Raw genomic sequence first — 23929 nt, forward strand, 5'->3', positions numbered from 1 at the left:
TGTTAACCCCTTCGTCGGCACGAATTCTACCCATGCGCGGCGGCTACACCGGGCGACAGCATATTTCGCGAACGCCGAGTCAACACCCAGGACGGCCTGCGTGTTCCCCATGGGTTTCCCGGGTGACAGGCCCGCCTGCCCGCAGTGACGGCGGGACGGCGTCCGCGGTGTCAACAGCTTACGAAGTGCGGCGACGCATTAGCGTGGCAGGTATGCCCGACCGCGCGCGTGGAGATGGAACCGTTGTCTGGAGCGATAGGTTCCTGGACTACACGTGGACACCCGAACACCCGATGCGGCCGGTCCGACTGCAATTCACCATGGCACTGGCCGAGAATCTCGGGCTGCTGGACGGGGTCGAGACCTTGACCCCGGCCATGGCGGGGGAGTCCGAACTGCTGCGGGTGCACACCCACGACTACATAGAGGCCGTCAAGCACGCTCGGCAACCGGCGGGCACCGTGCCGGTCGCCCCGCCCTTCGGGCTCGGGTCGGCGGACAATCCGGTGTTCTCGCATATGCACGAGGCCGCGTCGGTGATCGTCGGCGGAACTCTGGCCGCGGCCCGGGAGATCGCGGCCGGGCGCACCCGGCGCGCGGTGAGCATCGGCGGCGGTATGCATCACGCCATGCCGGATTCGGCGGCCGGGTTCTGCGTGTACAACGATGCGGCGGTGGCCATCTCGTGGCTGCTGGAGAACGGCTTCGATCGGATCGCCTACCTCGATGTGGACGTGCACCACGGAGATGGCGTGCAGCGCGTGTTCTATGGCGATCCGCGCGTGCTGACCCTGTCGATCCATCAGCATCCGGCGACGCTGTGGCCCAATACCGGCTGGCCGGAGGAGACCGGCGCGGGCGAAGCCGAGGGCACGGCCATCAATCTGCCGATCATGCCCGGCACCCGGGATCAATTGTGGCTGCGTGGTTTCCACGCGGTGGCCCCCGGTGCGCTGGCGGCCTTCCGCCCGCAGATCGTGGTCAGCCAGTGCGGGGTCGACACCCATCGCGAGGATCCGCTGGCCGATCTGGAGCTGAGCGTGGACGGTCAGCGCGCGGCCTTCCTCGCCATGCGCGATCTCGCCGATCAATACGCCGAGGGCCGCTGGCTCGCGGTCGGCGGTGGGGGCTACGGGCTGGTGCGGGTGGTGCCGCGCGCCTGGACGCATCTGCTGGCCGCGGCCCTGGATCGGGATATCGACCCCGACACCGAGATTCCGCAGCAGTGGAAGGACCTGGTGGGCGCGTACGCGCCCACCGTCGCCGCACCCGGCACCATGGGCGATGGCGCGGCCACCGACTTCGACCGCTGGGAAGGCCCGGGCGGCGGCCGCGAAACCGGTGACGAGCGCGCCGACCGCGCCCGCCGGGCCCTGGACACCTCGATATTGGCAACCCGCCGAGCGACTTTCGGCCTGCTCGGCCTGGATCCGGAGGATCCCCGTGACTGACCCCGCCGATCCGGCACCGCTGCTGCCCGCGGCCACCCCGGGCACGCCCGCGATTCCACCGCCGCCGCCCGAACACTGGTTCGCCGATGTGCTGGCCGCCGACGGTGGTGTGGTCCGGCTGCGCCCGATCACCCCCGACGACGCGCGGAGCCTGGAGCGATTCCACACCGGCCTGTCCGATCGCACCCGGTATCTGCGGTACTTCGGCCCGTACCCGCGCATGACCCCGAAGGATCTGTACCGCACCACCCACGTGGACTACCACGATCGGGTCGGGCTGGTGATCGAACTCGGCGACGACATCATCGCGGTCGGGCGATACGAGTATCTGGCGGATCGGACCGGGGCGCGCTCGGCCGAGGTGGCGTTCGTGGTCGCCGACCACCATCAGGGGCGCGGGCTGGGATCGATTCTGCTCGAACACCTCGCGGGCGCGGCGGCCGAGAACGCCATCGAAACCTTCGTGGCCGAGGTGCTGGCGGAGAACAACGCCATGGTGACGGTCTTCCGCGATGCCGGATATCAGGTGCAGCGCAGCCGCGACGGCTCGGTGCTGCATCTGGAATTCGCCATCGACCCCACCGAAGCCCTGCTCTCGGTGCGGGATTCGCGCGAGCGCGCCTCCGAGGCGCGCAGTGTCGGGAATCTGCTGAGCCCGCGCTCGGTGGCGGTGATCGGCGCGACCCCGCTGGCGACCCGGGTCGGCGGCGCGGTGCTGGCGAATCTGCTCTCCGGAGGCTTCCAGGGCCCGGTGTTTCCCGTCAATCGCCATCGCACCGCCGTGCGCGGGGTGCGCGCGTATCCGACCGTGCGCGATATTCCCGATGAGGTCGACCTCGCCGTAATCGCCGTTCCCGCAGCCGAAATCGGTTCGGTGCTCGATGACTGCATGGCCAAGGGCGTCAAGGGCCTGGTGGTGCTCACCGCCGGATTCTCCGAGACCGGGCCGCACGGGTACGCCGCCGAGCGCGAACTCGTCGACGCGGTGCGCGCGCACGGTATGCGGGTGGTGGGTCCCAGCGCGCTGGGTATCGCCAATACCGATCCCGCCATCTCGCTGAACTCCACGCTCGCCTCGGTGCTACCCGGGCGCGGTCGTATCGGATTCTTCTGCCAGTCGGGACCTTTGGGCGCGGCCATTCTCGGTGAGGCGGCCGCGCGCCAGCTCGGGCTGTCCACTTTCGTCTCCGCCGGCAATCGCGCCGACGTCTCGGGCAATGACCTGTTGCAGTACTGGGATACCGATCCCGGCACCGATGTGGTGCTGCTGTACCTGGAGACCTTCGGCAATCCGCGCAAGTTCTCCCGGATCGCGCGCCGGGTGGCGCGCACCAAACCCATTGTGGCCGTGAGCAGTGGCCGCAATGTGGTGCGCGTGGACGGTGAACCGGATCTGGACCGGTCGCTGGTGCGCAACCTGTTCGCGCAGGCGGGCATCATCCAGGTCGACTCCATCACAGAGCTTTTCGACTGCGCCATGCTGCTGGCCTATCAACCGCTGCCCGCCGGGCCGCGCCTGGCGGTGCTCGGCAACAGCGCGGCGCTGAACTGGCTCGCGGTGGACGCGGGGCGCAGTGAAGGGCTCACCGTGGGGGAGCCGATCCACCTCGGGCCGCAGGCCGGGCCCGCCGACTATCTGACCGCCGTCGCGGCCGCGGTCACCGATCGCACGGTGGACGCGGTCATAGTCATCTACTCCCCGCCGGTGCCCAACGCGGTCGCGGCCTTCGCCGAGGCCATTCGCTCCGGTGCGCAATCCGATCCGGAGACACCGGTTCTCACCACCTTCGTCGCCGATCAGGGCATGCCGAATCTGCTCGCCACCCGCGGTCCGGGCGGCATGCTCGAGCGCGGCTCACTGCCCTCCTACGGCGATCCGGAGCGGGCGGCTCGGGCGCTGGCGCGGGTGCGGCGCTACGCGGATTGGCGCACCCGCCCGATCTCCCCGGTGGTGCGCCCGGAGGGCTGTGCGACCGCCCGCGCTCGTGAACTCGTCGCCGAGTGGATGGCCTCGGGGACCGATCACTGGCTCTCGGACCTCGAAGCCGCAGAACTGCTGGGCTGCTACGGCATCGGCGTCGTCGAATTCCGCGAGGTGCGCGATGCCGATGCCGCTGTGGCCGCCGCCGAGGAACTCGGCTATCCCGTCGCCGCCAAGGCGACCGGGGAGATCTGGCGCAATCGCCCCGACCTCACCGGTGTGCGCCTGGACCTGTGGCGTCCGGACGCGGTCCGGCGCGGCTTCACCGATCTGGCCGAGATCTCCGGCAATCCCGTGCACATTCAGCGCATGGCGACCAAGGGCGTCGGCTGCGGCTTCCGGGTGCAGGACGATCCGTCCTTCGGTTCGGTGATCAGTTTCGGGCTCTCGGGCACGATCATCGATCTGCTCGGCGATCGGGTGTACCGCGCGCTGCCGCTGACCGAGGACGAATCGGCCGAGCTCATCGACGCGCCCCGGGCCGCACCACTGCTCTCGGGCACCGTCCGCGGCCGCGATATCGGCAAACCGGTGGACCGGGCCGCTCTCGCCGAACTGGCGCAGCGCGTTTCGGCGCTCTGCGATGACCTGCCCGAGGTGCGTGAATTGCAGTGCGAACCGATCATGGCCGCGCCCGAGGGCGCGGCGGTGCTGTACGGCCGGGTGCGCGTCGGGCCCGAGCCGAACCGCTTCGATATCGGGCCGCGGCGTATGGCCTGAACCGCTATGGGATGACTCACAGCGGCGCATCGGCCGAGATGGGTTGAGATAGATCAAGAATCGTCGGCATGGAGAGGTGATCGTATGCGGGAGAACCAGATCGAGACGGCGACCGCGCCACTGCGCGATGACATCCGATTCCTGGGCGGCATCCTCGGGGACACGATTCGCGATCATGAGGGGCCGGAGGTCTTCGACCTCATCGAGCGGGTCCGGGTGGAGGCCTTCAAGATCCGGCGCGAGGAGGTGGACCGCGGCGCGGTCGCCGATATGCTGCGCGATCTCGATATCGGCACCGCGATACCGGTGATCCGCGCCTTCAGCCACTTCCTGCTGCTGGCCAATCTGGCCGAGGATCTACAGCGTGATCGGCGGCGCGCGGTGCATATCGCGGCGGGGGAGCCGCCCCAGGACTCCAGTCTGGCGGCCACCTACCGCAAACTCGACGCGGCCCGGCCCGATGCGGATCTGGTCGCCGACCTGCTCGGCGAGGCGCTGGTCTCACCGGTGATCACCGCGCATCCCACCGAGACGCGCCGGCGCACCATCTTCGATGTGCAGTCCCGGATCACCGAACTCATGCGTACGCGCCAGCGCTACGGTGAGCACGAACCCGAGTACGCCGCCATCGACACCGATATCCGGCGGCAGGTGCTGCAACTGTGGCGGGCGGCGCTGATCCGCCTGGCGCGCCTGCGGATTCAGGATGAGATCGAGGTCGGGCTGCGGTACTACGACCTCACGCTGTTCGAGGTCATTCCCAAGATCAACGAGGAGGTGCGGGCCGCGCTGCGAGCGCGCTGGCCCGGACATGAACTGCTGTCACGGCCGATGCTGCGGCCGGGCTCGTGGATCGGCGGCGACCGGGACGGCAACCCGAATGTCACCGCCGAGGTGGTGCACCGCGCCACCCATCGCGCGGGCGCCGTCGCCTTCGAACGGTATCTGAAAAGCCTGGTGGAGCTGGAGAAGTCGCTCTCGCAGTCGGCCCGCCTGGTACCGGTGACACCGGAGTTGGCCGCGCTCGCCGATGCCGGATTCGATGATTCCCCCCAGCGCGCCGATGAGCCCTATCGGCGGGCGGTGCGCGCGATCCGCGCCCGGCTCAGTGCCTCCGCGCGCCGGGCGCTCGGCGAAATCCCTTCGGACGGAATCGATGTGGTGGCCGAGCCGTATGCCGGTCCCGAGGCATTGCTCGCCGATCTCGATGTGCTCGACGCCTCCATGCGCGCCTCCGGGGACGGTCTGCTCGCCGATGATCAGCTCGCCGCGCTGCGCGGTGCGGTGGAGACCTTCGGATTCCATTTGCAGGGCCTGGATCTGCGGCAGAACTCCGAGACCCACGAGCAGGTGGTGGCCGAGCTGTTCTCCTGGGCGGGCGTGCATCCCGATTACGCCTCGCTCGACGAGGCACGGCGGGTGGAGCTGCTGGCGGCCGAATTGACCACGCGCAGGCCGCTTGTCGGGCCGAGCGCCCAGCTCAGTGAGCTCGCCGCCAAGGAGCTCGCGGTGGTGCGGGCGGCCAAGACCGCGCTCGATGATCTGGGCCCGGACACCGTGCCCAACTACATCATCAGCATGTGCACCTCGGTCAGCGATATGCTCGAGGCGGCGCTGCTGCTCAAAGAGGCGGGCATTCTCGATCCGGGTGATGAGCGGACGCCGCCGTCGAGTTCGGTCGGCGTGGTGCCGCTCTTCGAAACCATCGACGATCTGCGCGGCGGTGCCGAAATCCTTGCCGCCGCACTGGAAGTGCCCGCGTACAAGGGGCTGGTGCGGGCGCGCGGCATGCGGCAGGAGATCATGCTCGGCTATTCCGACTCCAATAAGGACGGCGGATATCTCGCCGCGAATTGGGCGCTGTATCGCGCGGAGTTGGATCTGGTGGATACCGCGCGCAAGACCGGAATCCGGATGCGGCTCTTCCACGGTCGCGGCGGCACGGTCGGTCGCGGTGGCGGTCGCAGTTATGACGCCATCCTGGCCCAGCCCGCCGGGGCGGTGCGCGGATCGCTGCGGCTGACTGAACAGGGTGAGGTCATCTCCACCAAGTACGCGGAGGCGGGCACCGCCTACCGCAATCTCGAGGCACTGGTCGCGGGCACGCTCGAATCCACGCTGCTGGATGTGGAGGGTTTGGGCGAGGATGCCGAACCCGCCTACGCGGTCCTGGACGAACTGGCCGAGCTTGCGCGCCAAGCCTATTCGCGCCTCGTGCATGAAACCCCGGGCTTCGTGGAGTATTTCCGCGCCTCCACACCGGTGGCGGAGGTCGCCGATCTCAATCTGGGCAGTCGCCCGGCCTCGCGCAAGCCGACCAATTCGGTGTACGACCTGCGTGCGATTCCGTGGGTGATGTCCTGGAGCCAATCCCGGGTCATGCTGCCGGGCTGGTACGGGACCGGTTCGGCCATCGAGGAGTGGATCGGCGACGATCCCGCGCGCTTGGCGCAGCTGTCGGAGCTGTATCGGCGCTGGCCGTTCTTCCGGACGGTGCTCTCCAATCTCGCCCAGGTGATGGCCAAGGCGGATATGGATATCGCCGCCACCTATGCCGAGTTGGTGCCCGATGAAGCCTTGCGCGCCACCGTCTTCGGCATGATCTGCGATGAGTTCGGCCGCACCGCGCGCATGCACGCGGCCATCACCGGGACCGATGAACTGCTTTCGGACAACCCGGCCTTGGCGGAGTCGATTCACAATCGCTTCCCGTACCTGGAGCCGATCAACCAGTTGCAGGTCGAGCTGCTGCGCCGGCGTCGTGCGGGTGATGATTCGGAGTTGGTCGAGCGCGGCATCCTGCTCACCATGAACGGCCTGGCCACGGCCCTGCGCAACTCCGGCTAGATGGAAGCGTAGGAAAATGCCTACGGTTGACAGGTAGGGGAAATCCTAGCGACCTCACCAGCATCGAACTCGACCACTACGACCCGCACCCGCCCGCCAAGGTCTGGCGCGCGGTCACCACCCCGCATCTGATGGGTCAGTGGATGATGGAGCCCGTCGGCTTCGAACCCGTCGCGGGCAATATCTTCGAGATGAAGACCCAGCCCATGCCCGGCCAGGACTTCTCCGGTGCGATCCGCGGAGAGGTGCTCGAAGCCATTGCCCCGCAACGCCTTCGCCTCACCTGGGACGATGCCAATGCCGGGGGGCACCGGCTGGATCATCACCTGGGAGTGCGCCCCGAGGGGCACGGCACCCGAATCCTGTTCACCCACAGCGGATTCGATCCGGATGATGCCACCGCCCAGCGCACCCGCGGCATTATGGGCACGGGCTGGTCGAGCATGCTCGACAACCTGGAGCGCGTCGTGGCGGCCGAATAGGTTCGGCCGCCATCGTGCGCTGACGACCCGATCCCCGGCCGTCAACGCGCACTGTGCCTCTAGTGGAATGCGTCCACATGGTCGCGCACCCAGTCGGCGTACGTGCGCGGCGCGCGACCGAGCACCTCTTCGACATCCCCGGTGACCGTGGCATTGCCCGCGGCGCGGACATACTCCTGCCCGGCGAGCGAGCCATCGGCGAACTTCTCCGACATACCCGCCGCGATCATGTGCTCGCGCGCTTGCTCCAGTGGAATGTCCATGGTCTCAACAGGTTTGCCCAATGCGGCGGCGATGACGGCGGCCTGATCGGCCACGGTGAGCGCGGCCGGTCCGGTGAGCGTGTACACCTTCCCGGAGTGCGCGTCCGAGACCAGCGCCTCGACCGCCACCGCCGCCACATCCCGGGGATCCACGACGCCCTGCGCGCCGTCCCCGGTCGTATTCGGCACCGGCCGCCCGGCCTGGATCGGCCCGGCCCAACTCCGGGAATTACTCGCGAAACTACTGGGCCGCAAGATGGTCCACGCCACCCCGCTCTCGCGCACCGCCCGCTCACCCGGCAGATGCCAGGTCCCGATCCGCCCGAGCGCGGCCTCCCCGGTCCCGATCGCCGACAGCTTCACAATCCGCCGGACCCCCGCATCCCGGGCCGCCCGCACCAGCGCCCGATCCACCTCCAGGAACTCCGGCCCGAGCAGCCCCACGATGAAACCCATTCCTGGAATCGGTGCTCCCGCAGCACATTCCCACCGATCACAAGCACCGGGCGCGTCAGGATCTGCTCGAGTCGGCGGTGCGGGCGCTGTCCACCTCCACCGGATCGATCGCGGATCTGGCCGCCGCCCTCTCGGTGAGCGAGCGCCATCTGCGCAACCTCTTCACCGCGGGAATCGGCGTCTCTCCCAAGCATTTCGCGCGCATCACCCGTATCCGGCAGGTGCTCGCCGCGGCGGGGAACACGCCCTGGTCGGATCTGGCGCTGACCGCCGGGTTCTACGATCAGTCCCATATGACGGCCGACTTCCGCGCCATCATGGGTGTTCCGCCCCCGCCTTCTTCCAGGGCAGCCACCCCGCCCCCACCGGCTGCCCCTCGCTGAGCCGAGCGGTCAGGGGATCAGCCGGGTGACCGCGCTGTAGGGCCACGACCCCGGTGCGCGCGGGTCCGGCTGCGGGGTGTCGACCGCCGCGCGCAGATGCGGTGAGGACAATCGGCCGAACCGGTCGGCCGCCAGATAGATCGGCTCGAGGTAGGCGACCTTCCAATCGCACTCCTCGAAGAAGGCGATTCCGTTCTCCGGCAGGAACTTCCACGGCGCATCGCGCAGCAGACCCACATTACGTTCGGCCATCAGCTTCGCGACCCCGGCCGCGCTGAAATCCAAGCACCAGCTAGCGATCTCGGGCCGGCGCAGCGCCGCGGCGAGGGCGATCACCTCGGTTTCGGAGAAGTACATGACCAGGCCCTCGGTCAGCACCAGCGCCTGTTCGGCGTCGGCGAGCACCTCGTCGAGGAAGCCCTTCAGCGCCGGGCCGTCGGTGAGATCGATTGCCGCCCGGGTCAATCGGCACCGCGGGTGCTCCTCGGCGAGCAGGGCGTTCTTCTCCGCGACCAGTCCGGGGAGATCGGCTTCCACCCAGTCGAAGCTCTCGGGCAGCTCCATCCGATAGGGCCGGGTATCAAGTCCGGCACCGAGATTCACCACCAGATCGCATCCGGCGGCCACCGCTGCCTCGATCTGATCGTCGATCATCCTGGTCCGGGTGACCAGAAACCAGTCGTCGGCCATGACCGCCCCGGCCGCCTCGGCGATCTCGCGACCGCGATCCCCGGCCAGTCGCGCGGCGAGCGGATCCCGAAACAGGGCATCGGGTCGTGCGGATTCCGCGGCGCGCCGGGCCGCCACCCACCGCGCGGTATCGGAGACATGGGTAACCAACGGCCGAGATGTCATCGGATCAACTCCTTTGTATTCGCGAGGGACACAAGGGAATTCGATCACAGATCACAGGGAGACGCCGGACGACGCGAGCTTCCCGGAGGGGGACGACGGGATACTCGGGTCGACCGGCGTCGATCGGACCGGCGCCTCGAATGACGGTCCGACGGAATGCGAACGGCCGACCCGGAGGTCGACCGTATCGGATCAGCTGGCGTAGGCGCGCAGGCGATCGGCGCGCTCGCCCTTGCGGAGCTTGGACATGACCTCACGCTCTATCTGGCGGACCCGCTCACGCGAGAGGCCGAAGAGCTTGCCGATCTGGTCCAGGGTGCGCGGCTGACCGTCGTCGAGGCCGTAGCGCAGGCGGATGACCTGCTGTTCGCGCTCGTCGAGGGTGGCCAGCACCACGCGCACATCCCGGTGCAACAGACCCGCGATGACCGCGGACTCGGCCGAGGTGGCCTCGGAATCCTCGATGAAATCGCCGAGGGGGGCCTCTTCGTCATTGCCGACCGGCATATCCAGGCTTACCGGATCGCGGCTGTGGTCCAGCAGGTCCGCGATCTTCTCCTGCGGAATGCCGGATTCGCGGGCCAGCTCGGCGTCGGTGGCCTCACGCCCGAGCTGCTGATGCAGTTCCCGCTTGATGCGGGCGAGCTTGTTGACCTGCTCCACCAGATGCACGGGCAGCCGGATGGTGCGACTCTGGTCGGCCATACCGCGGGTGATCGCCTGACGAATCCACCAGGTGGCGTACGTCGAGAACTTGAAACCCTTGGTGTAGTCGAACTTCTCCATGGCGCGGATCAGACCCAGGTTGCCCTCCTGGATCAGGTCCAGCAGCGGCATGCCGCGGCCGGTGTATCGCTTGGCCAGAGAAACCACGAGGCGCAGGTTGGCTTCGAGCAGATGCTGACGGGCCGCTTGGCCCTCGCGGACCAGGATCGCGAGATCCTTCTTCTTGACCGCGGACAGACGTTTGGTCGTCTCCAGCAGGTGCTGCGCGTAGAGGCCCGCCTCGATGCGCTTGGCCAACTCGACCTCGTCGGCGGCCGTGAGCAGCGCGGTCTTGCCAATGCCATTCAGGTACACGCGTACCAGGTCGGCTGCGGGGCTCTGGGCGTCGAGGTCCTGTTCGCTGATGCGCACGTCAGTGGTGGCGGGGCTTGTCATGACTTGCCTCCTGTCGGTGGTGTCTCGCTCCGTTCAACGGACCCGACATCAGGAAAGTTCCCCGCGGTGGCTCCGGTAAACCGCATCTGAGCTGCGGTTTCCACTGCGCACGGCTGAGAAGTTCCTGAGAAGGGCGTACAGTGCGGAACTTCGGAACCCGATCGGCGGCCGTCGTTATCCGGGCGGTTGCCACCGTCGGAACCCGAACTTCGGAGCGCGGCAATCGAATACGTGTGTATGGGCCTTGCCCTGCCACTGGTCGCCCGAGTCTGTTTGTGACGATCAGCAGGTCGGAGGCATTCCGGGGATACCCGCCGGCGGTGATCGAAACGTGAGATAGCTCACCGAGGTCAGATAAACACCAGGTCACGACACGGAAACGACTCGGCCGCCGAGCGGAGTGCCCGGCGGCCGAAGGAGGGTGAGCTCCGCTGGGTCAGCGCGGATGGATCAGGCCGTGCCGGACCAAACCGACCACCACGCCCAGCACCGCGGATTCGAATTCGGGGGTGGCCGCGCCGCCGGTCTCGCTGAAGGCGAGCAGTTCGACCAGCTCGCTCAGCGGCAGGCCGTCCGGGCGCATCCCGGCCAGCAGCGCCGCGGTGGTGTCGTCCACCTCGTGCTGCCACAGCGGACCGTCGCCGCGATGCAGACGCGCGACCTGCTGCTCCCAGCCGTCCATGCCCGGCAGGTAGACCCGCTCCAGCGCGCTGACCGGATCGACCTCGAACCGCGTCGCCAGCACCAGATCCGGATCGGTGGCCACCGCGCGCAGCCACGCCGAGCGCTCGAAATAGCGGCTCGCCTCATTGCCCAGGGGTTCTTCGAAGTGATGGGTGAGGTCCTCGGCCAGGATCTCGGTCGGACCGTCGATATCGCGCAGATAGACCACACCGAAACCGATTCCGTCCACCCCGGCCTCGGTGAACGCCTGCAACCAGCGTTCGGCCCGCTCCTGCGCCTGCGGTTCGCGCGGATCCAATCCGGCGTCGCGCAACCAGGTTCCGACATACAGCGCGGGATCGGCGATGTCGCGCTGCACAATCCACGCGTCCACGCCCTGATCGGGCAGCCAGCTCGAGACCCGGGCGCGCCAGTCCTGTCCTGCCACATGCACCCAGGAGGCCAGCAGCGCCGCGGTGCCACCGGGATTCAGCATGGCGGGCATACCGGAGATGACGAGCTCGCTGGCCCCGTCCATGGCCAGCCCGGAGTCCCGGTAGGTGTGCTCCACCCGCGCGGGCCCGACCACGAACGGGGGATTGGCCACGACCTGGTCGAAGCGCCGCCCCGCCACCGGCTCGTACCAGGAGCCCTGGCGCAGTTCGATATCCAGGCCGTTGAGCGCGGCGGTGGCCTCGGCCAGCCAGAGGGCGCGTCTGTTGAGATCGGTGCCGGTGACGGTCTGGCCGTAGGACTTGGCGTGAATCGCCTGGACGCCGCAGCCGGTGCCGAGATCCAGGACGGTGCCGACCGGTCGGGTCGGCGTGGCTCGCAGCAGCGACAGCGAAGCCTGGCCCACACCGAGTACATGATCGGTGTCGAGGGTGCGCCGCCGCATGGAGTCGTCGAGATCGGAGAGCACCCACCGCGTGCCGTCGCCGAGATCCAGCGGCCGCAGGTCCAGCGCCGGGCGGATATCGCCGCCGTCGCGCTCGAGCAGTCCGGCCGCGACCGCGCGATCGGTATCGACGGGAGCCAGCGCCGCGGCCACCTCGCGCTCGGGCATGGCATCACCGAGCAATAGCAGTCGAATCAGCGTGCCGAGTTCACCGGCATCGCGGGCGGCGCGGCGCACGGGCACGGGTTCCGAGCGCCAGAGTGCGGCGTGCGCCTCATCGCCGAGCGCCTCCAGCAGCGAATCGGAGTCGTAGCGGACGCGCTGTAGGGCGGTGCGCAGGTCCGGGGCCAGGTCGGCGAGCAGTGACGAGGCTGTCGTCTGATTCGTCGGCATGGACCCAAACTCTGCCACCGCAATCTCCGGGCATATCGAGGCGGCCCCGGTTCGCGGGTCGCGCTGAGTGTTCGCCGGTGTGCACCCGGGTGGTGAAACACATGAATTCCGGCTCACTTCACCATCATTGGACGATCTCACCTGCGGTTATTCCGACCGCTCGGACCGGTATTCGTTGCTACGGTGACCTGGTTCACAAGGAGGTATCGCAGTTGACATCCGATATCGAGACCGGCGGACCCGGACCGGACTGGCCGCAGGTGTACGACAGCCCCGAATTCCAGCGACTACGCCGCAGATTCCGACTCTTCGTCTTCCCCATGACCGTTCTCTTCCTGGCCTGGTACGCGCTCTATGTACTACTGGCCGACTACGCGCACGCCTTCATGGCCACCAGGGTCGCCGGGAATATCACCCTCGGTCTGATTCTCGGCCTGCTGCAGTTCCTGTCGACCTTCGTCATCACCGGCCTGTATGTGCGCTACGCAGACCGGCAGCTCGATCCGATCGCCGATGACATCCGCGCCGAAGTCGAAGGGCCGCAGTCATGACCGTCACCCTGGCCGCTGCCGTCGAGGGCAGCAGACCCGGCCTGAACATCACCATCTTCGCCGTCTTCGTGGCCATCACGCTGGTGATCGTGTTCCGCGCCAGCCGCGACACCCGCACGGCCGCAGACTATTACGCGGCGGGGCGGGCCTTCTCCGGTGCGCAGAACGGTATCGCCATCTCCGGCGACTACCTCTCCGCCGCCAGCTTCCTGGGTATCGCGGGGGCCATCGCGCTCTACGGTTACGACGGCTTCCTCTACTCCATCGGATTTCTGGTGGCCTGGCTGGTAGCGCTGTTGCTGGTCGCCGAATTACTACGCAACACAGGGAAATTCACGCTCGGCGATGTACTGGCGTTCCGGATGCGGCAGCGTCCGGTGCGGGCGGCCGCGGCCACCTCCACCCTCGCGGTGAGTCTGTTCTATCTGCTCGCGCAGATGGCGGGCGCGGGGGTGCTGGTCTCGCTGCTGCTCGGCGTATCCGGCGGTGCGGGACAGAATCTGGTGATCGCGGTGGTCGGCGCGATCATGATCGTCTACGTGCTCGTCGGCGGTATGAAGGGCACCACCTGGGTGCAGATCGTCAAGGCGGTCCTGCTCATCGCCGCCGCCGGGGCCATGACCATCTGGGTGCTGGCCAAGTACGGGATGAACCTGTCCCATCTGCTCCAGGATGCGGTCGATCACGGCGGCAAAGTGGGGGACAAGCTCCTCGAGCCCGGGGTGAAGTACGGCAAGAACGGCACCTCCAAGCTCGACTTCCTGTCTCTCGCACTGGCTCTGGTGCTCGGCACGGCGGGGCTGCCGCATGTGCTCATGCGGTTCTATACGGTGCCGACCGCCAAGGACGCGCGGCGTTCGGTGGTGTGGGCGATCGGTTTGATCGGCGTCTTCTATCTGTTCACCCTGGTGCTCGGCTACGGCGCCGGCGCGCTGGTCGGGCCGGAGAAGATCGCCAAGGCCCCGGGTAAGGAGAATGCCGCCGCACCGCTGCTCGCGCTCGAACTGGGCGGGCCCGTGCTGATGGGATTCGTTGCGGCCGTTGCCTTCGCGACCATCCTGGCGGTGGTCGCGGGGCTCACCATCACCGCCTCGGCGTCCTTCGCGCACGACGTGTACGCCAATGTCATCAAGCGCGGCAGCGGTGAGGGTAAGGACAACGAGGTGAAGGTCGCGCGCATCACCGCGGTGGTGATCGGCGCGGTGGCCATCGTCGGCGGCATCCTGGCAAAGAACCAGAATGTCGCCTTCCTGGTTGCCCTGGCGTTCGCGGTGGCGGCCTCGGCCAACCTGCCGACCATCCTGTACTCGCTGTTCTGGCGGCGCTTCAATACCGCTGGGGCACTGTGGAGTATCTACGGCGGACTGGCGGTGACGATCGTGCTCATCGTCTTCTCCCCGGCGGTGTCCGGTGCGCCCACGGCGATGATCAAATCGATGGACTTCCACTGGTTCCCGCTCGCCAACCCCGGATTGGTGTCCATCCCCGTTTCGTTCGCCCTGGGCTGGCTGGGAACCATGCTTTCGGCCGAACGCAACAATGCGAAGTTTGCTGAGATGCAGGTGCGCTCGCTGACCGGCGCGGGAGCGGAAAAATCTGGGTAATAAAAAGGTAAAGAAATTGTCGCTGAAGAGTCACTGAAAACCGTTGCGGCATTTCAAGATCAAAAATTTGAAGATCAAAAATACTGCTACGCAACGTGGTTGGGCTGTGTATGCTATTGATCATGCACAGCCCCACTACGAGGTGGGATGATGGCGAGGCGGTGTCGTAAGTGGATGTCAACAGGCTCCGAATGCGCCGTGCGACGGCAATTGCCTTCGCACTCGGCGCACTGGTACTGATGGCCTCCGGCCTGCTCGACAGATTGTTGCTGGGTGTATTCATCAGTGCCGGACTGGCTCTCGGTTGGATCAACGCGCAAATCACGTGGATGTCGATTGTGCGAATCACCGATGCGGAAACTCCCAGCAAACAAAAACTCGCATTGTCCTCCGCGGCGCGGCTGATCATTTTGACCGGCCTGTCGATAGTCGTCGCCTTCTTCACCCGGCCCTACGGTGTCGGAATCTTCTTCGGGCTGGCCGTCTTTCAATTGATTCTGGTACTGCATACCGCATTGCCCGAGGTGAAAGGGCTTCGACAGCAGCCATGAGCCATCCCGTCGCTTCGATTGCCCAGATGTCCGTCACCCTGAGCGCCGAAGGGGAGTCGGAGTCCAAGATCCACGTCGGCGACCACGCGGTCGCGCGGCTGTGGGGTCTGGAATTCAATGTCGACACCATTGTGTCGACATCCGTTGCCGCCCTGATCGTGCTGAGCCTCGCGTTCTATCTGCGGGTCAAGCTCACCTCCGGGGTCCCCAACGGCGTACAGCTGTTCTTCGAGACCGTCACCGCGCAGATGCGCAATCAGGTCGAGACGGCCATCGGTATGAAGGTCGCGCCGTTCGTGCTGCCGCTCGCGGTCACCCTCTTCACCTTCATCCTGCTCTCCAATTGGTTGTCGGTGCTTCCGGTGCAATACGGCTCGGGTGAGTTGATCGCCCCGCCCGCCTCCGACGTGAACTTCGTCTACGCGCTGGCGCTCTTCGTATTCGTCGCCTATCACGCGGCGGGTGTGGGCAGGCGCGGTGCGGGCGGCCACGCCAAACAACTGCTCAAGGGCCACACCGGTTGGGGCCCCATGATTTTCATCAATGTGATCGAGGAAATCGCCAAGCCGCTCTCCCTGGCCTTGCGACTCTTCGGCAATATGTTCGCCGGTGGCGTCATGGTCGCGGTGATCACGCTGTTCCCCTTCTGGATCAGCTGGGGCCCGAATGCGGTATGGAAGTTGTTCGACCTCTTCGTCGGCGCCATCCAGGCATTCATCTTCTCCCTGCTGACCGTTCTGTACTTCAGCCAGTCGATGTCGCTGGAGCACGAAAAGCACTGATCGGCACCGCTGTTCGGTGATAGTTTCCACAAAGGAAGTGAAAAATGGCAGATCCAGCAACCGCGAGTATCGTCCAGGGCGCCCTGATCGGCGGCGGCATCATCCTGGCGGGCGGTGCGATCGGCGCGGGTATCGGTGACGGTCTCGCCGGTGCGGCCCTGATCAATGGCGTCACCCGGCAGCCCGAGGCCGAAGGCCGACTGCGCGGTAACTTCTTCCTGACGGTCGGTCTGGTCGAGGCCGCCTACTTCATCAATCTCGCATTCATGGCGCTTTTCGTATTCGCCACTCCCGGTAAGTAGACGTCATCATGTCTCCGAGAACAGATGTGGAGGCCGCGGGGAACTTCCTGATCCCCAACGGCACCTTCTTCGCCGAGCTCGTGATCTTCCTGATCGTGCTCGGGGTCATCATGTTCTTCGTGGTTCCGCCGATCCGAAAGGTATTGGCGGAGCGGGAGGCTCGGGTCGAGGAGACGGCGGCGACCAGCAAATCGGCGAACGAGTTGTTCGCCGAGGCCGAGGCCAGATACCAGTCCGCATTGGAGAAGGCTCGGGCCGAGGCGGCCGAGATCCGCAACCAGGCGCGCGCCGAAGGCCGGGCGATACTCGAAGAACTACGCGGCGATGCTCAAAAAGAGGTCGACCACATCGTCGCGGAATCCTCGGCGCACCTGCGTGCCGAGGCTGATCAGGTCGCCGCCGAACTACGCGAGGACGTCGAACCGCTGGCCCAGAATCTCGCCGATCGCATGCTCGGCGTGAGTTCCAGACCCCGGACCAGCGCCGGCCATCAGAGAGGACGGGGGACGCCCTGATGCACACCAATGGGCTGCTCGCCGAAGGCATTTACCACATCACCTTCGATTGGCCCGTCTTCTTCAGCCAGCTATTCGGCTTCGGCGTCATCATCTGGATTTTCGTCAAATACATTCTGCCGCCTTTGCAGAAGATCATGTCCAAGGCGCAGGACACCGTGCGACGGCAACTGGAGGAGAGCGAAGACGCGGCGGTTCGCCTGACCGACGCCAAGACCGCGTACGACAGCGCCATCGCCGAGGCGAAGGCCGAACTCGAGCGAATGCGCTCCGAGGCGCGCACCGATGCCGACCGCATCATCGCGCAAATGCGTGAGGCCGCGGCCGCCGAGGTGGAGCGGGTGCGCAAACAGGGCCGCGATCAGATCCTGCAGTACCGCAGGCAGTTGATGCGCGATCTGGAGGCCGATCTCTCGGCCGCCATGCTCGACCTCACCGAGGAGAAGGTGCGCGAGCAGATCGGCACCCCGCAGGCCAGGTCCGAGAGCGTGGAGCGTTTCCTCCAGGATCTCGAGGTGCTGGCCAACTCGGCTCCGGCCGCGCGGCGGCAGCCGCAGACCGGGCTGAACTAGAAACCGTGTGATCTGGACACGGTTATTCCGGATCCCGGCCGGTCAGGCAATATTCCTGACCGGCCGGATCGGCCATGACCAGCCATCCCGCGCCCCCATTGCGCACGCGCCGCGCGCCGAGCCGCTCGTGCCAGGCCGCGGTGGTCTCGATATCGGAACAGGCCAGATCCACATGCGCGGCGGTGGGCCGATCCTGCTCCAGCCGTTGCAGCAGCAGTTTCACCGGTAGTGCGGAATCCGGTGTGAGCCTTGAGAATTCGGGCAGACGGCCGGATGTCCACGACCAGCCGGTCAATTCGGTCCAGAAGCGGACCTCGTCGTCGTAATCGCTCGGCCCGATATCCAGGCAGACCTGATCCAGGCGGCTGCGATCACCCTGCGGGCCGGTGACCACCGGTGCGATATCGCCCTCATTGCCCGCCGGGGTCAGACAGAAGATCATCCCGTGCGGTGATTTGAGCACGGTGAAGTCCGGATGTTCGAGAACCAGTGTGGCCCCGAGCGTGACGGCCCGGTTGACCTGGCTCGGAATATCGTCGACATCCAGATCCAGGTGAATACGCGGGCCGTGCGGCACGGCCTGCATCTTCACCGCGGGCGCACCGGAATCCGGTAGCAGCGTGACGAATTCGGAGTTCTCGCCCCGCCTGGCCGAGAGCGTGGTGGCGGTGACCGCGCTCCAGAACTCCGCGCAGGCGTCGAACTGTGTTGCCGGTTGGTCGAGGAAGGTCCAGATCCACCGAATCGTCATGCTGTCTCCCAACTCTCGCGATGCCAGTCTTTGCGGAAGGTTTTGCGGTAGGTCAGCGGCGGCACACCCAGCTCGGCGCGCATGTGATGGCGCAGCGAGGCGGCGGTGCCCATCCCGGCCGAGCGGGCCACCTCGTCGATGGCCAGATCGGTGGTCTCCAGCAGCTGGCGTGCGTGCCGCAGCCGCTGTTGCAATACCCACGCGCCCGGGGCCATACCGGTCTCGGCCTTGAATCGGCGGGTGAAGGTCCGCACGCTCATACACGCGTGCGCGGCAAGGGAATTCAGATCCAACTCCTGATCCAGATGCGCCAGCGCCCACAGCCGGGTCGGCGCGGTGCCGTCCGAACCCGGTTCGGGGACCTGCTGTTCGATGAATTGCGATTGCCCGCCCTCACGCCACGGGGGAACCACGCAGTAGCGGGCCGCGTGATTGGCCACCGCGCTGCCGTGATCGGTGCGGATCAGATGCAGGCACAGATCGATTCCGGCCGCCAAACCCGCTGCGGTCCAGATGTTTCCGTCCTCGACGAAGAGCAGATTCTCATCCAGGCGCACGCTCGGGTAGAGCGAGCGGAACATCTCGGCGAAGTGCCAGTGCGTGGTGGCGCGGCGGCCGTCCAGCAGCCCGGCCGCGGCGAGTACGAATGCGCCCGTGCAGATGGAGACGATGCGCGTGTCCGGGCCGATGGTGCGCAGCGCCGCGGCCAGCTCCGGGGTGAGCACGCCCCGGGTGCGCGGTTCGGCGATGCGGGTGCCGGGCACGATGACGGTGTCCGCGCGGGCCAGCAGTTCGGGTCCGTGCGCGGGGACGACGGCATAGCCGGTGGTGGTGCAAATGGCCTGTCGCGCTTGCAATCCGCACACCTGGACGTCGTAGAGCGGGCGGCCCGACTCATCCTTGGCCTCGCCGAGGACCAGGGGCGCGATGGTCATATCGAAGCCGATCAGCGGTTCCAGCGCCAGCACGGCCACCAGATGCGGTGCGGTCATCCGCGGCCTCCTCTCCCTCGGTATTGGCCGAATATTGACGCATTGTGTCATTCAGGCCACTCGTTCGCCAGCGGGAATTCCGTCACGCTCTAGCGGTGAGCGAACTCGAGACCGGCCCCGTCGTCGAATCATCACCCGGCGCAGCGTCATTGCGCGCTGCGGATTCCATGCCCTCGGCATCGGGGAACTATCCGGGCCGACTGCATCCCGCGTGGATCGTCGCCGCGATCGGATTCATCGCATTGATCGGTGCGGCGGCCTTCCGCTCGGTCCCCGGTGTGCTCATGGAGCCGCTGCACGAGGAGTTCGGCTGGTCGCACGGGACCATCGGCGCGGCCGTCTCGCTGAATGTGCTGCTGTACGGCCTGATTTCGCCCTTCGCGGCCGCGCTCATGGATCGCTTCGGCATTCGGCGAGTGGTGGCGAGCGCCCTGCTGCTGATCGCCGCCGGTGCGGGCCTGACCGTCTTCATGACCCGGCCGTGGCAGTTGATGGCCACCTGGGGCCTGCTGGTGGGCATCGGGGTGGGCTCGATGTCCATGCCGTTCGTGGCCACCATCACCGGACGCTGGTTTGTGCGCCAGCGCGGACTGGTGACCGGTGTGCTCACCGCGGCGGGTGCGGCCGGACAGCTGGTGTTCCTGCCGCTGATCGCGCGGCTGGCGGGCGATTACGGTTGGCGCACACCCTCTCTCGTGGTGGCGGGGACCGCGCTGGTGGTGGTGCCGCTGGTGCTGCTGTTCATCCGCGACTATCCGAGCGATATCGGCGTCACCGCGTACGGGGCCGAACCGGGCAGCGCAATCGGGGTGCGCGCGCAGGCCCCGGGCGGTGCGGGCCGGGCGATCACCGTACTGTTCTCCGTCGCTCGCAAGCCCGTATTCTGGTTGCTGGCAGGCGGTTTCGCGATCTGTGGCATGTCAACCAACGGTCTCATCGGCACGCATTTCGTGAGCGCCGCACATGATCACGGCATGCCCGCCACCACCGCGGCCGGACTTCTCGCGCTCGTGGGCGTCTTCGATGTGGCCGGAACCATCGCCTCGGGCTGGTTCACCGATCGCGTGGACTCCCGGTATCTGCTGGTCGGCTATTACTCGCTGCGCGGACTGTCGCTGCTGGTGCTGCCCATGCTCTTCGGTCCGGATGTGCAGCCGAGTATGTGGGCGTTCATCATCTTCTACGGTCTGGACTGGATCGCCACGGTGCCGCCGACCGTCGCCCTGTGCCGCGAGCATTTCGGCGAGGACGGACCGGTCGCCTTCGGCTGGGTCTTCGCCTCACATCAGATCGGCGCGGCCGTCGCGGCCTTCGGTGCGGGCTATATCCGCGATATCCAGGGCAGCTACACCCCGGCCTGGTACATCGCCGGGGCGCTGTGCGGCCTGGCGGCGCTCATGTCGGCGAGCATCCGCCGCAAACAACCCGAGGTCGCCGCGGACCCGTCAGCTGTCGATGGCGTTGTGCGGGCGTGAGTCGAGCGCCTTCTGATTGCGCCGCCCGTCCCAGCGGCTGGGTTCGTCCTTGCTGCGGGGCGGGCGGTCGTTCGCGCCCAGCACCGCGATCCACGGCAGCGGAATCGAGACGCCGATGATCAGCAGCGAGATCACCCAGTTGTGCCAGATGCCGTACGCGATCGCCGCCCCCACCAGGCAGGGAATCCGGAACGCCATGATCATCACGTACCGCCGCACCCGATCGTGATGCTGCTGTTCGAGCGAGGTCGCCGCCTCGGTGATCAGCGTCGGCTGTTCCTTCTCACCCCGGAAGAACCCCGCCGGTTTACGCTCCGGCATCGGAATCGAACCGGGCGGAAGGAATTCGACCTCGGGGCGAACCTGGCCGCCCTCGGGATCGGCCTGCGAATCGCCGTCACGCTGCATACCTCGAGTGTTGCACTCCCGCCTGTCGAATGCACACGCCGGTTGCCTCCCGCGTAGCTCCTGGCATCATGGATGGGTGAGCACAGACACCCTGGTACGCCCGGAAACGACCACCGACGAGTCGACCGACAGCGACATCCCCAAGGTCTTCCACTATGTGAAGAAGAACAAGATCGCCGAAAGCGCCGTCATGGGCACCTTCGTCCAGGCCCTGTGCGGCGAGGTCTTCCCCGTCACCCGCTCTCCCAAGCCCGGCTCCCCGGTCTGCGAGGAGTGCAAGCGCGTATACGAGATGATGAAGAAGGACTAGCTGTTTCCACTGTTCAGCGGGTCATAGACCACCGAACTAGGCCGCAGAGTGCCAGTTTGGTGCCATTCTGAATGGGTCTGGCAATTCCAACACGTCGGCGTTGTCCACTACCACCATGCGGCGAATGCCCTGGTGGATATAGTGGCGCTGAGCCATCGACTTGGCGCCGTCCATGTGCCCCAACTGGGCACTGGCCCGTTCGTCATCGCCGGTGATCATGGCGATATGGGTAGCCACGGTGTCCCGCAGGTCCGACAGGCGGAAAGTGACGCAACTCCGGTGGGAACTCGACGCACATCAGGTGCGTGCGATCGGAGTAACACCGGTAGCGGTGGATGCGAATCGCGGGGTCGAACGCGCGGCGCTCGACCCCGAACTCGGCCAAGACATCGAAGGTGCGTGGCCACAACAGCAGTGCGCGCGGCGTATTGAGCGGTCCGGGTCTCTTCTCGGTGATCCTGACCGAGATGCCCTGTGCCAGTAGGGCGCATGCCATGGCGAGACCTGCGGGGCCGGTGCCGATCACGAGCACATCCGGCTTCGAACGGACTCGACCGGACATCTGCCTCCGATCGATACGGCTAGGTTCACAGATTTCCGCGACGGTCCTGCTCACGTTCGATCGCCTGGAACAGTGCGGCGAAATTGCCGACCCCGAAACCCTGTGACCCGTGCCGTTCGATGAGTTCGAAGAACCCCGTCGGCCGATCCTGTGGCGGACGCGTGAGGATCTGTAGGAGATGACCGTGTTCGTCGCGGTCCACCAGCGCGCCGCGCCGTGCGAGTTCGGCGACCGGCGTGGTGATGGGTCCCATGCGGTCGAGTAAACCCGGGTCGTCGTAGTAGGAGTCCGGTGTTGGCAGGAACTCCACCCCGCCGGCCCGCATGCCGTCGATCGCGGCCAGAATGTCATCGGTGGCGAGCGCGACATGCTGTACCCCAGGGCCACCGTAGAACTGTAGGAACTCGTCGACCTGACTGTGGCGCGCCGATTGCGCCGGCTCCACTACCGGGAATTTCACCTGTCGGCGCGGGTCGGCGACGACTCGGGATCGCAAAGCCGAGAACTTCGTGGAGATCTCCCCGTCGACGAACTCCGCCATGGTGTCGAAGCCGAAAACTCGCTGGTAGAAGTCCACCCATTCATCCATTCGCCCCGCTTCCACGGCGGCGACACAGTGATCGACGGCCTGGAAATAGGGGACCGCGGCGCCGGACATCGCGAAGGGCGCAGACGTGTAACCGGGTAAATGGGCGCCTCGATAGCGGGACCGGTCGACAAATGTATGACGGACCCTTCCGTACGCCGCGATCGACGCGAGCATGACGGTGCCGTCCCCATCGCCTGTCCGGTGCGGTTCGGCCAGCCCCCGTGCACCCTGCGCCAGCGCGTGGTCGTAGGCGGCGCCGACATCGGACACCGACAAGGCGACATCGACCACCCCGTCGCCATGATGATGGACGTACTCTCCCAGTTCCGTGCCCGCTCGGGCGGCTCCGGTAACGACGAAACAGGCTGTGCCCGAACGGAGTACATACGAGCATTCATCCGGACTCCCCGTCTCCGGCCCTCGATAGGCGACCGGAGACATTCCGAACGCAGTCGCGAAGAAATGTGCGGACTGGAACGCGTTGCCCACCGCGAACACGATCGCGTCGAAGCCGTGTATGTCGAACGGCGTGCTCGGGGTCGTGTTCGCGGCGGCTACGCCGACCGGGGTGCTCAAGCGTGCGTGAGCAAGTCGGCTACCGGGTCCTCCGCGGAGCTGGTGTAGTACCTACAGATCACCTCGGCCCACACCGGCGCGGCGATCTCGCCGACACCCGAGGTATCGAGCTTCGCGAACATCGCAGCGGCCCTGTCGGCGTCGAACCCGGCCACCCGCATGTAATTGGTGTACTCGGCACGGTCGATCATGCCGTCGTCATTACGATCACAGATCGCGACAAGCGCCTCGGCATACGGTCGAAGGTAGGACATGTTCGCCGTGGGATCGGTGACCGCGGCGAAGTATTCCTCGAAACTCACCACCCCATCGCCATTCGTATCGGCGTGGGCCAGCAAGCCCTGCCAGTACCCTTGGTGTGCGGCCATCACCGCCCGTGCCTTGGCCGAGGTGGGCGGCTCCCCCGAACCGGTAATGACTCGTTCGGCCAGCTTCTGGAAATCCACCTCCTCCAGCACGCCGTTCCCATTGGCATCCAGAAGGTCGAACCGCATACGAATCCTGTTCGAAGCGGCATCATTCGAAGCGGCATTGCTCATGATTCCGATCGCCTTCCCTTAGGACAGTGCGGCAGGTCATAGCAGACCCGATCGTAGCAAACCGACCAGTCGTTCGACGCCGGTTCGGCGGGCCGGTCGGCGGTGAACGGCGGATCGCGCAGGAAGATCGCGAACGCCTCCGGCCCCAGAATGTCCAATACCGCCTCGGCGTACCCCCGGTCACGTCTCGACTTCGTCAACGCCGCCCGTGTGGTAGGGGTGGAAGACACCAACGGTGAGGCTCGCGGTCACATCAGCACCTCGCCCGGACTGTTCATTGTGGTTGCGGCACAACCA

The 23929-nt window shown here is 66.6% G+C and carries 25 protein-coding genes; 14 read left to right on the plus strand and 11 right to left on the minus strand.

Annotation, left to right across the window (positions count from 1 at the left end; genetic code table 11):
- Positions 1–212 precede the first annotated feature (212 nt).
- The 4 genes from NA10_RS10580 to NA10_RS10595 all read left to right on the plus strand — a co-directional run bounded on the left by NA10_RS10580 (position 213) and on the right by NA10_RS10595 (position 7481).
- Positions 213–1451 (plus strand): acetoin utilization protein AcuC, encoded by a 1239-nt coding sequence (locus NA10_RS10580; RefSeq protein ID WP_067566726.1) that lies wholly within the window; start codon positions 213–215, stop codon positions 1449–1451.
- A complete protein-coding gene (locus NA10_RS10585; protein WP_084514496.1) occupies positions 1444–4152 on the plus strand; it encodes a bifunctional acetate--CoA ligase family protein/GNAT family N-acetyltransferase in 2709 nt (902 codons plus the stop codon). The genes NA10_RS10580 and NA10_RS10585 overlap by 8 nt, the downstream gene beginning before the upstream one ends.
- 84 nt (positions 4153–4236) lie before the next feature.
- Entirely contained in the window at positions 4237–6999 is a 2763-nt protein-coding gene (ppc, locus tag NA10_RS10590; protein ID WP_067566728.1) for a phosphoenolpyruvate carboxylase, read from the plus strand.
- Between the two features lie 26 nt (positions 7000–7025).
- Positions 7026–7481 carry an SRPBCC family protein gene (locus tag NA10_RS10595; RefSeq protein WP_067566730.1) on the plus strand — a complete coding sequence of 152 codons (456 nt, stop codon included), beginning with the start codon at positions 7026–7028 and terminating at the stop codon, positions 7479–7481.
- A gap of 59 nt (positions 7482–7540) precedes the next feature.
- Here NA10_RS10595 and NA10_RS10600 read toward each other — a convergent pair whose 3' ends face one another.
- Positions 7541–8200 (minus strand): NAD(P)H-binding protein, encoded by a 660-nt coding sequence (locus NA10_RS10600; protein ID WP_067566731.1) that lies wholly within the window; start codon positions 8198–8200, stop codon positions 7541–7543.
- Between the two features lie 11 nt (positions 8201–8211).
- Between NA10_RS10600 and NA10_RS10605 the strand changes: the two genes are divergently transcribed.
- A complete protein-coding gene (locus NA10_RS10605; RefSeq protein ID WP_067566733.1) occupies positions 8212–8583 on the plus strand; it encodes a helix-turn-helix domain-containing protein in 372 nt (123 codons plus the stop codon).
- Positions 8584–8592: 9 nt separating this feature from the next.
- Here NA10_RS10605 and NA10_RS10610 read toward each other — a convergent pair whose 3' ends face one another.
- From NA10_RS10610 to NA10_RS10620, 3 genes are all read right to left on the minus strand, one after another.
- Entirely contained in the window at positions 8593–9438 is an 846-nt protein-coding gene (locus NA10_RS10610; protein WP_067566735.1) for a class I SAM-dependent methyltransferase, read from the minus strand.
- Between the two features lie 192 nt (positions 9439–9630).
- A complete protein-coding gene (locus NA10_RS10615; RefSeq protein WP_067566737.1) occupies positions 9631–10599 on the minus strand; it encodes a sigma-70 family RNA polymerase sigma factor in 969 nt (322 codons plus the stop codon).
- A 436-nt stretch (positions 10600–11035) separates the two neighbouring features.
- Complete coding sequence (locus NA10_RS10620) at positions 11036–12553, minus strand: DUF7782 domain-containing protein (RefSeq protein ID WP_067566739.1); 1518 nt, start codon at positions 12551–12553, stop codon at positions 11036–11038.
- Positions 12554–12765: 212 nt separating this feature from the next.
- Between NA10_RS10620 and NA10_RS10625 the strand changes: the two genes are divergently transcribed.
- The 7 genes from NA10_RS10625 (at position 12766) to NA10_RS10655 (ending at position 17430) form a co-directional block, all read left to right on the plus strand.
- Positions 12766–13104: a DUF485 domain-containing protein gene (locus NA10_RS10625; protein ID WP_067566850.1), complete on the plus strand. Its 339-nt coding sequence runs from the start codon at positions 12766–12768 to the stop codon at positions 13102–13104.
- Positions 13101–14708: a monocarboxylic acid transporter gene (locus NA10_RS10630; protein WP_067566741.1), complete on the plus strand. Its 1608-nt coding sequence runs from the start codon at positions 13101–13103 to the stop codon at positions 14706–14708. The genes NA10_RS10625 and NA10_RS10630 overlap by 4 nt, the downstream gene beginning before the upstream one ends.
- A 170-nt stretch (positions 14709–14878) precedes the next feature.
- Positions 14879–15259, plus strand: coding sequence for a hypothetical protein (locus NA10_RS10635; RefSeq protein ID WP_169812565.1), 381 nt, complete (start codon positions 14879–14881; stop codon positions 15257–15259).
- 26 nt (positions 15260–15285) lie between these two features.
- Positions 15286–16041, plus strand: a complete 756-nt coding sequence (gene atpB / locus NA10_RS10640) for a F0F1 ATP synthase subunit A (protein ID WP_157556361.1) — start codon at positions 15286–15288, stop codon at positions 16039–16041.
- 44 nt (positions 16042–16085) lie between these two features.
- Complete coding sequence (locus tag NA10_RS10645) at positions 16086–16343, plus strand: F0F1 ATP synthase subunit C (RefSeq protein WP_067566745.1); 258 nt, start codon at positions 16086–16088, stop codon at positions 16341–16343.
- A gap of 8 nt (positions 16344–16351) precedes the next feature.
- Complete coding sequence (locus NA10_RS10650; protein WP_067566747.1) at positions 16352–16858, plus strand: F0F1 ATP synthase subunit B; 507 nt, start codon at positions 16352–16354, stop codon at positions 16856–16858.
- A complete protein-coding gene (locus tag NA10_RS10655) occupies positions 16858–17430 on the plus strand; it encodes a F0F1 ATP synthase subunit B family protein (protein WP_067566749.1) in 573 nt (190 codons plus the stop codon). Before NA10_RS10650 ends, NA10_RS10655 begins: the two co-directional genes overlap by 1 nt.
- Before the next feature lie 22 nt (positions 17431–17452).
- Here the strand turns inward: NA10_RS10655 and NA10_RS10660 are convergent, their stop codons facing one another.
- Together NA10_RS10660 and NA10_RS10665 are read right to left on the minus strand one after the other, a co-directional pair.
- Positions 17453–18181 (minus strand): VOC family protein, encoded by a 729-nt coding sequence (locus NA10_RS10660; RefSeq protein WP_067566751.1) that lies wholly within the window; start codon positions 18179–18181, stop codon positions 17453–17455.
- Complete coding sequence (locus NA10_RS10665) at positions 18178–19173, minus strand: GlxA family transcriptional regulator (RefSeq protein ID WP_067566753.1); 996 nt, start codon at positions 19171–19173, stop codon at positions 18178–18180. Before NA10_RS10665 ends, NA10_RS10660 begins: the two co-directional genes overlap by 4 nt.
- 167 nt (positions 19174–19340) lie before the next feature.
- Here NA10_RS10665 and NA10_RS10670 point away from each other — a divergent pair, with 167 nt between their 5' ends.
- Positions 19341–20648 (plus strand): MFS transporter, encoded by a 1308-nt coding sequence (locus NA10_RS10670; protein ID WP_067566855.1) that lies wholly within the window; start codon positions 19341–19343, stop codon positions 20646–20648.
- Here NA10_RS10670 and NA10_RS10675 read toward each other — a convergent pair.
- Positions 20619–20969: a DUF3099 domain-containing protein gene (locus NA10_RS10675; protein ID WP_067566853.1), complete on the minus strand. Its 351-nt coding sequence runs from the start codon at positions 20967–20969 to the stop codon at positions 20619–20621. The two genes, NA10_RS10670 and NA10_RS10675, sit on opposite strands and share 30 nt — an antisense overlap.
- A gap of 163 nt (positions 20970–21132) precedes the next feature.
- Here NA10_RS10675 and NA10_RS10680 point away from each other — a divergent pair, with 163 nt between their 5' ends.
- Entirely contained in the window at positions 21133–21366 is a 234-nt protein-coding gene (locus tag NA10_RS10680; RefSeq protein ID WP_067566755.1) for a DUF3039 domain-containing protein, read from the plus strand.
- A gap of 36 nt (positions 21367–21402) precedes the next feature.
- Here NA10_RS10680 and NA10_RS10685 read toward each other — a convergent pair whose 3' ends face one another.
- From NA10_RS10685 to NA10_RS10700, 4 genes are read right to left on the minus strand one after another with little or no spacing between them, the layout of a single operon-like run.
- The gene (locus NA10_RS10685) at positions 21403–21585 is read right to left on the minus strand and encodes a hypothetical protein (RefSeq protein ID WP_067566756.1); all 183 of its coding nucleotides are present in this window, start codon (positions 21583–21585) and stop codon (positions 21403–21405) included.
- Entirely contained in the window at positions 21569–21928 is a 360-nt protein-coding gene (locus tag NA10_RS10690) for an FAD-dependent oxidoreductase (RefSeq protein WP_067566757.1), read from the minus strand. Before NA10_RS10690 ends, NA10_RS10685 begins: the two co-directional genes overlap by 17 nt.
- A gap of 25 nt (positions 21929–21953) precedes the next feature.
- Positions 21954–23093 (minus strand): 4-hydroxyphenylpyruvate dioxygenase, encoded by a 1140-nt coding sequence (gene hppD, locus NA10_RS10695; protein ID WP_067566759.1) that lies wholly within the window; start codon positions 23091–23093, stop codon positions 21954–21956.
- Positions 23090–23587 (minus strand): EF-hand domain-containing protein, encoded by a 498-nt coding sequence (locus tag NA10_RS10700; protein WP_067566761.1) that lies wholly within the window; start codon positions 23585–23587, stop codon positions 23090–23092. The genes hppD and NA10_RS10700 overlap by 4 nt, the downstream gene beginning before the upstream one ends.
- Positions 23588–23929: the final 342 nt, after the last annotated feature.

This window comes from Nocardia acidivorans NBRC 108247 (assembly GCF_001625085.1).
GTDB lineage: Bacteria > Actinomycetota > Actinomycetes > Mycobacteriales > Mycobacteriaceae > Nocardia > Nocardia acidivorans.

Excerpts from the sequence above, each read along its gene's own strand:
- NA10_RS10700 (WP_067566761.1), bottom strand. The coding sequence starts at position 23,587 with ATGCGGTTCGACCTTCTGGATGCCAATGGGAACGGCGTGCTGGAGGAG.
- NA10_RS10615 (WP_067566737.1), bottom strand. The coding sequence starts at position 10,599 with ATGACAAGCCCCGCCACCACTGACGTGCGCATCAGCGAACAGGACCTC.
- NA10_RS10665 (WP_067566753.1), bottom strand. The coding sequence starts at position 19,173 with ATGACCGCACCGCATCTGGTGGCCGTGCTGGCGCTGGAACCGCTGATC.
- NA10_RS10650 (WP_067566747.1), top strand. The coding sequence starts at position 16,352 with ATGTCTCCGAGAACAGATGTGGAGGCCGCGGGGAACTTCCTGATCCCC.
- NA10_RS10600 (WP_067566731.1), bottom strand. The coding sequence starts at position 8,200 with ATGGGTTTCATCGTGGGGCTGCTCGGGCCGGAGTTCCTGGAGGTGGAT.
- NA10_RS10580 (WP_067566726.1), top strand. The coding sequence starts at position 213 with ATGCCCGACCGCGCGCGTGGAGATGGAACCGTTGTCTGGAGCGATAGG.
- NA10_RS10655 (WP_067566749.1), top strand. The coding sequence starts at position 16,858 with ATGCACACCAATGGGCTGCTCGCCGAAGGCATTTACCACATCACCTTC.
- NA10_RS10675 (WP_067566853.1), bottom strand. The coding sequence starts at position 20,969 with ATGCCGGAGCGTAAACCGGCGGGGTTCTTCCGGGGTGAGAAGGAACAG.
- NA10_RS10645 (WP_067566745.1), top strand. The coding sequence starts at position 16,086 with ATGGCAGATCCAGCAACCGCGAGTATCGTCCAGGGCGCCCTGATCGGC.
- NA10_RS10685 (WP_067566756.1), bottom strand. The coding sequence starts at position 21,585 with ATGATCACCGGCGATGACGAACGGGCCAGTGCCCAGTTGGGGCACATG.
- atpB (WP_157556361.1), top strand. The coding sequence starts at position 15,286 with ATGTCCGTCACCCTGAGCGCCGAAGGGGAGTCGGAGTCCAAGATCCAC.
- NA10_RS10620 (WP_067566739.1), bottom strand. The coding sequence starts at position 12,553 with ATGCCGACGAATCAGACGACAGCCTCGTCACTGCTCGCCGACCTGGCC.
- NA10_RS10670 (WP_067566855.1), top strand. The coding sequence starts at position 19,341 with ATGCCCTCGGCATCGGGGAACTATCCGGGCCGACTGCATCCCGCGTGG.
- NA10_RS10610 (WP_067566735.1), bottom strand. The coding sequence starts at position 9,438 with ATGACATCTCGGCCGTTGGTTACCCATGTCTCCGATACCGCGCGGTGG.
- NA10_RS10630 (WP_067566741.1), top strand. The coding sequence starts at position 13,101 with ATGACCGTCACCCTGGCCGCTGCCGTCGAGGGCAGCAGACCCGGCCTG.
- NA10_RS10660 (WP_067566751.1), bottom strand. The coding sequence starts at position 18,181 with ATGACGATTCGGTGGATCTGGACCTTCCTCGACCAACCGGCAACACAG.
- NA10_RS10690 (WP_067566757.1), bottom strand. The coding sequence starts at position 21,928 with ATGTCCGGTCGAGTCCGTTCGAAGCCGGATGTGCTCGTGATCGGCACC.
- ppc (WP_067566728.1), top strand. The coding sequence starts at position 4,237 with ATGCGGGAGAACCAGATCGAGACGGCGACCGCGCCACTGCGCGATGAC.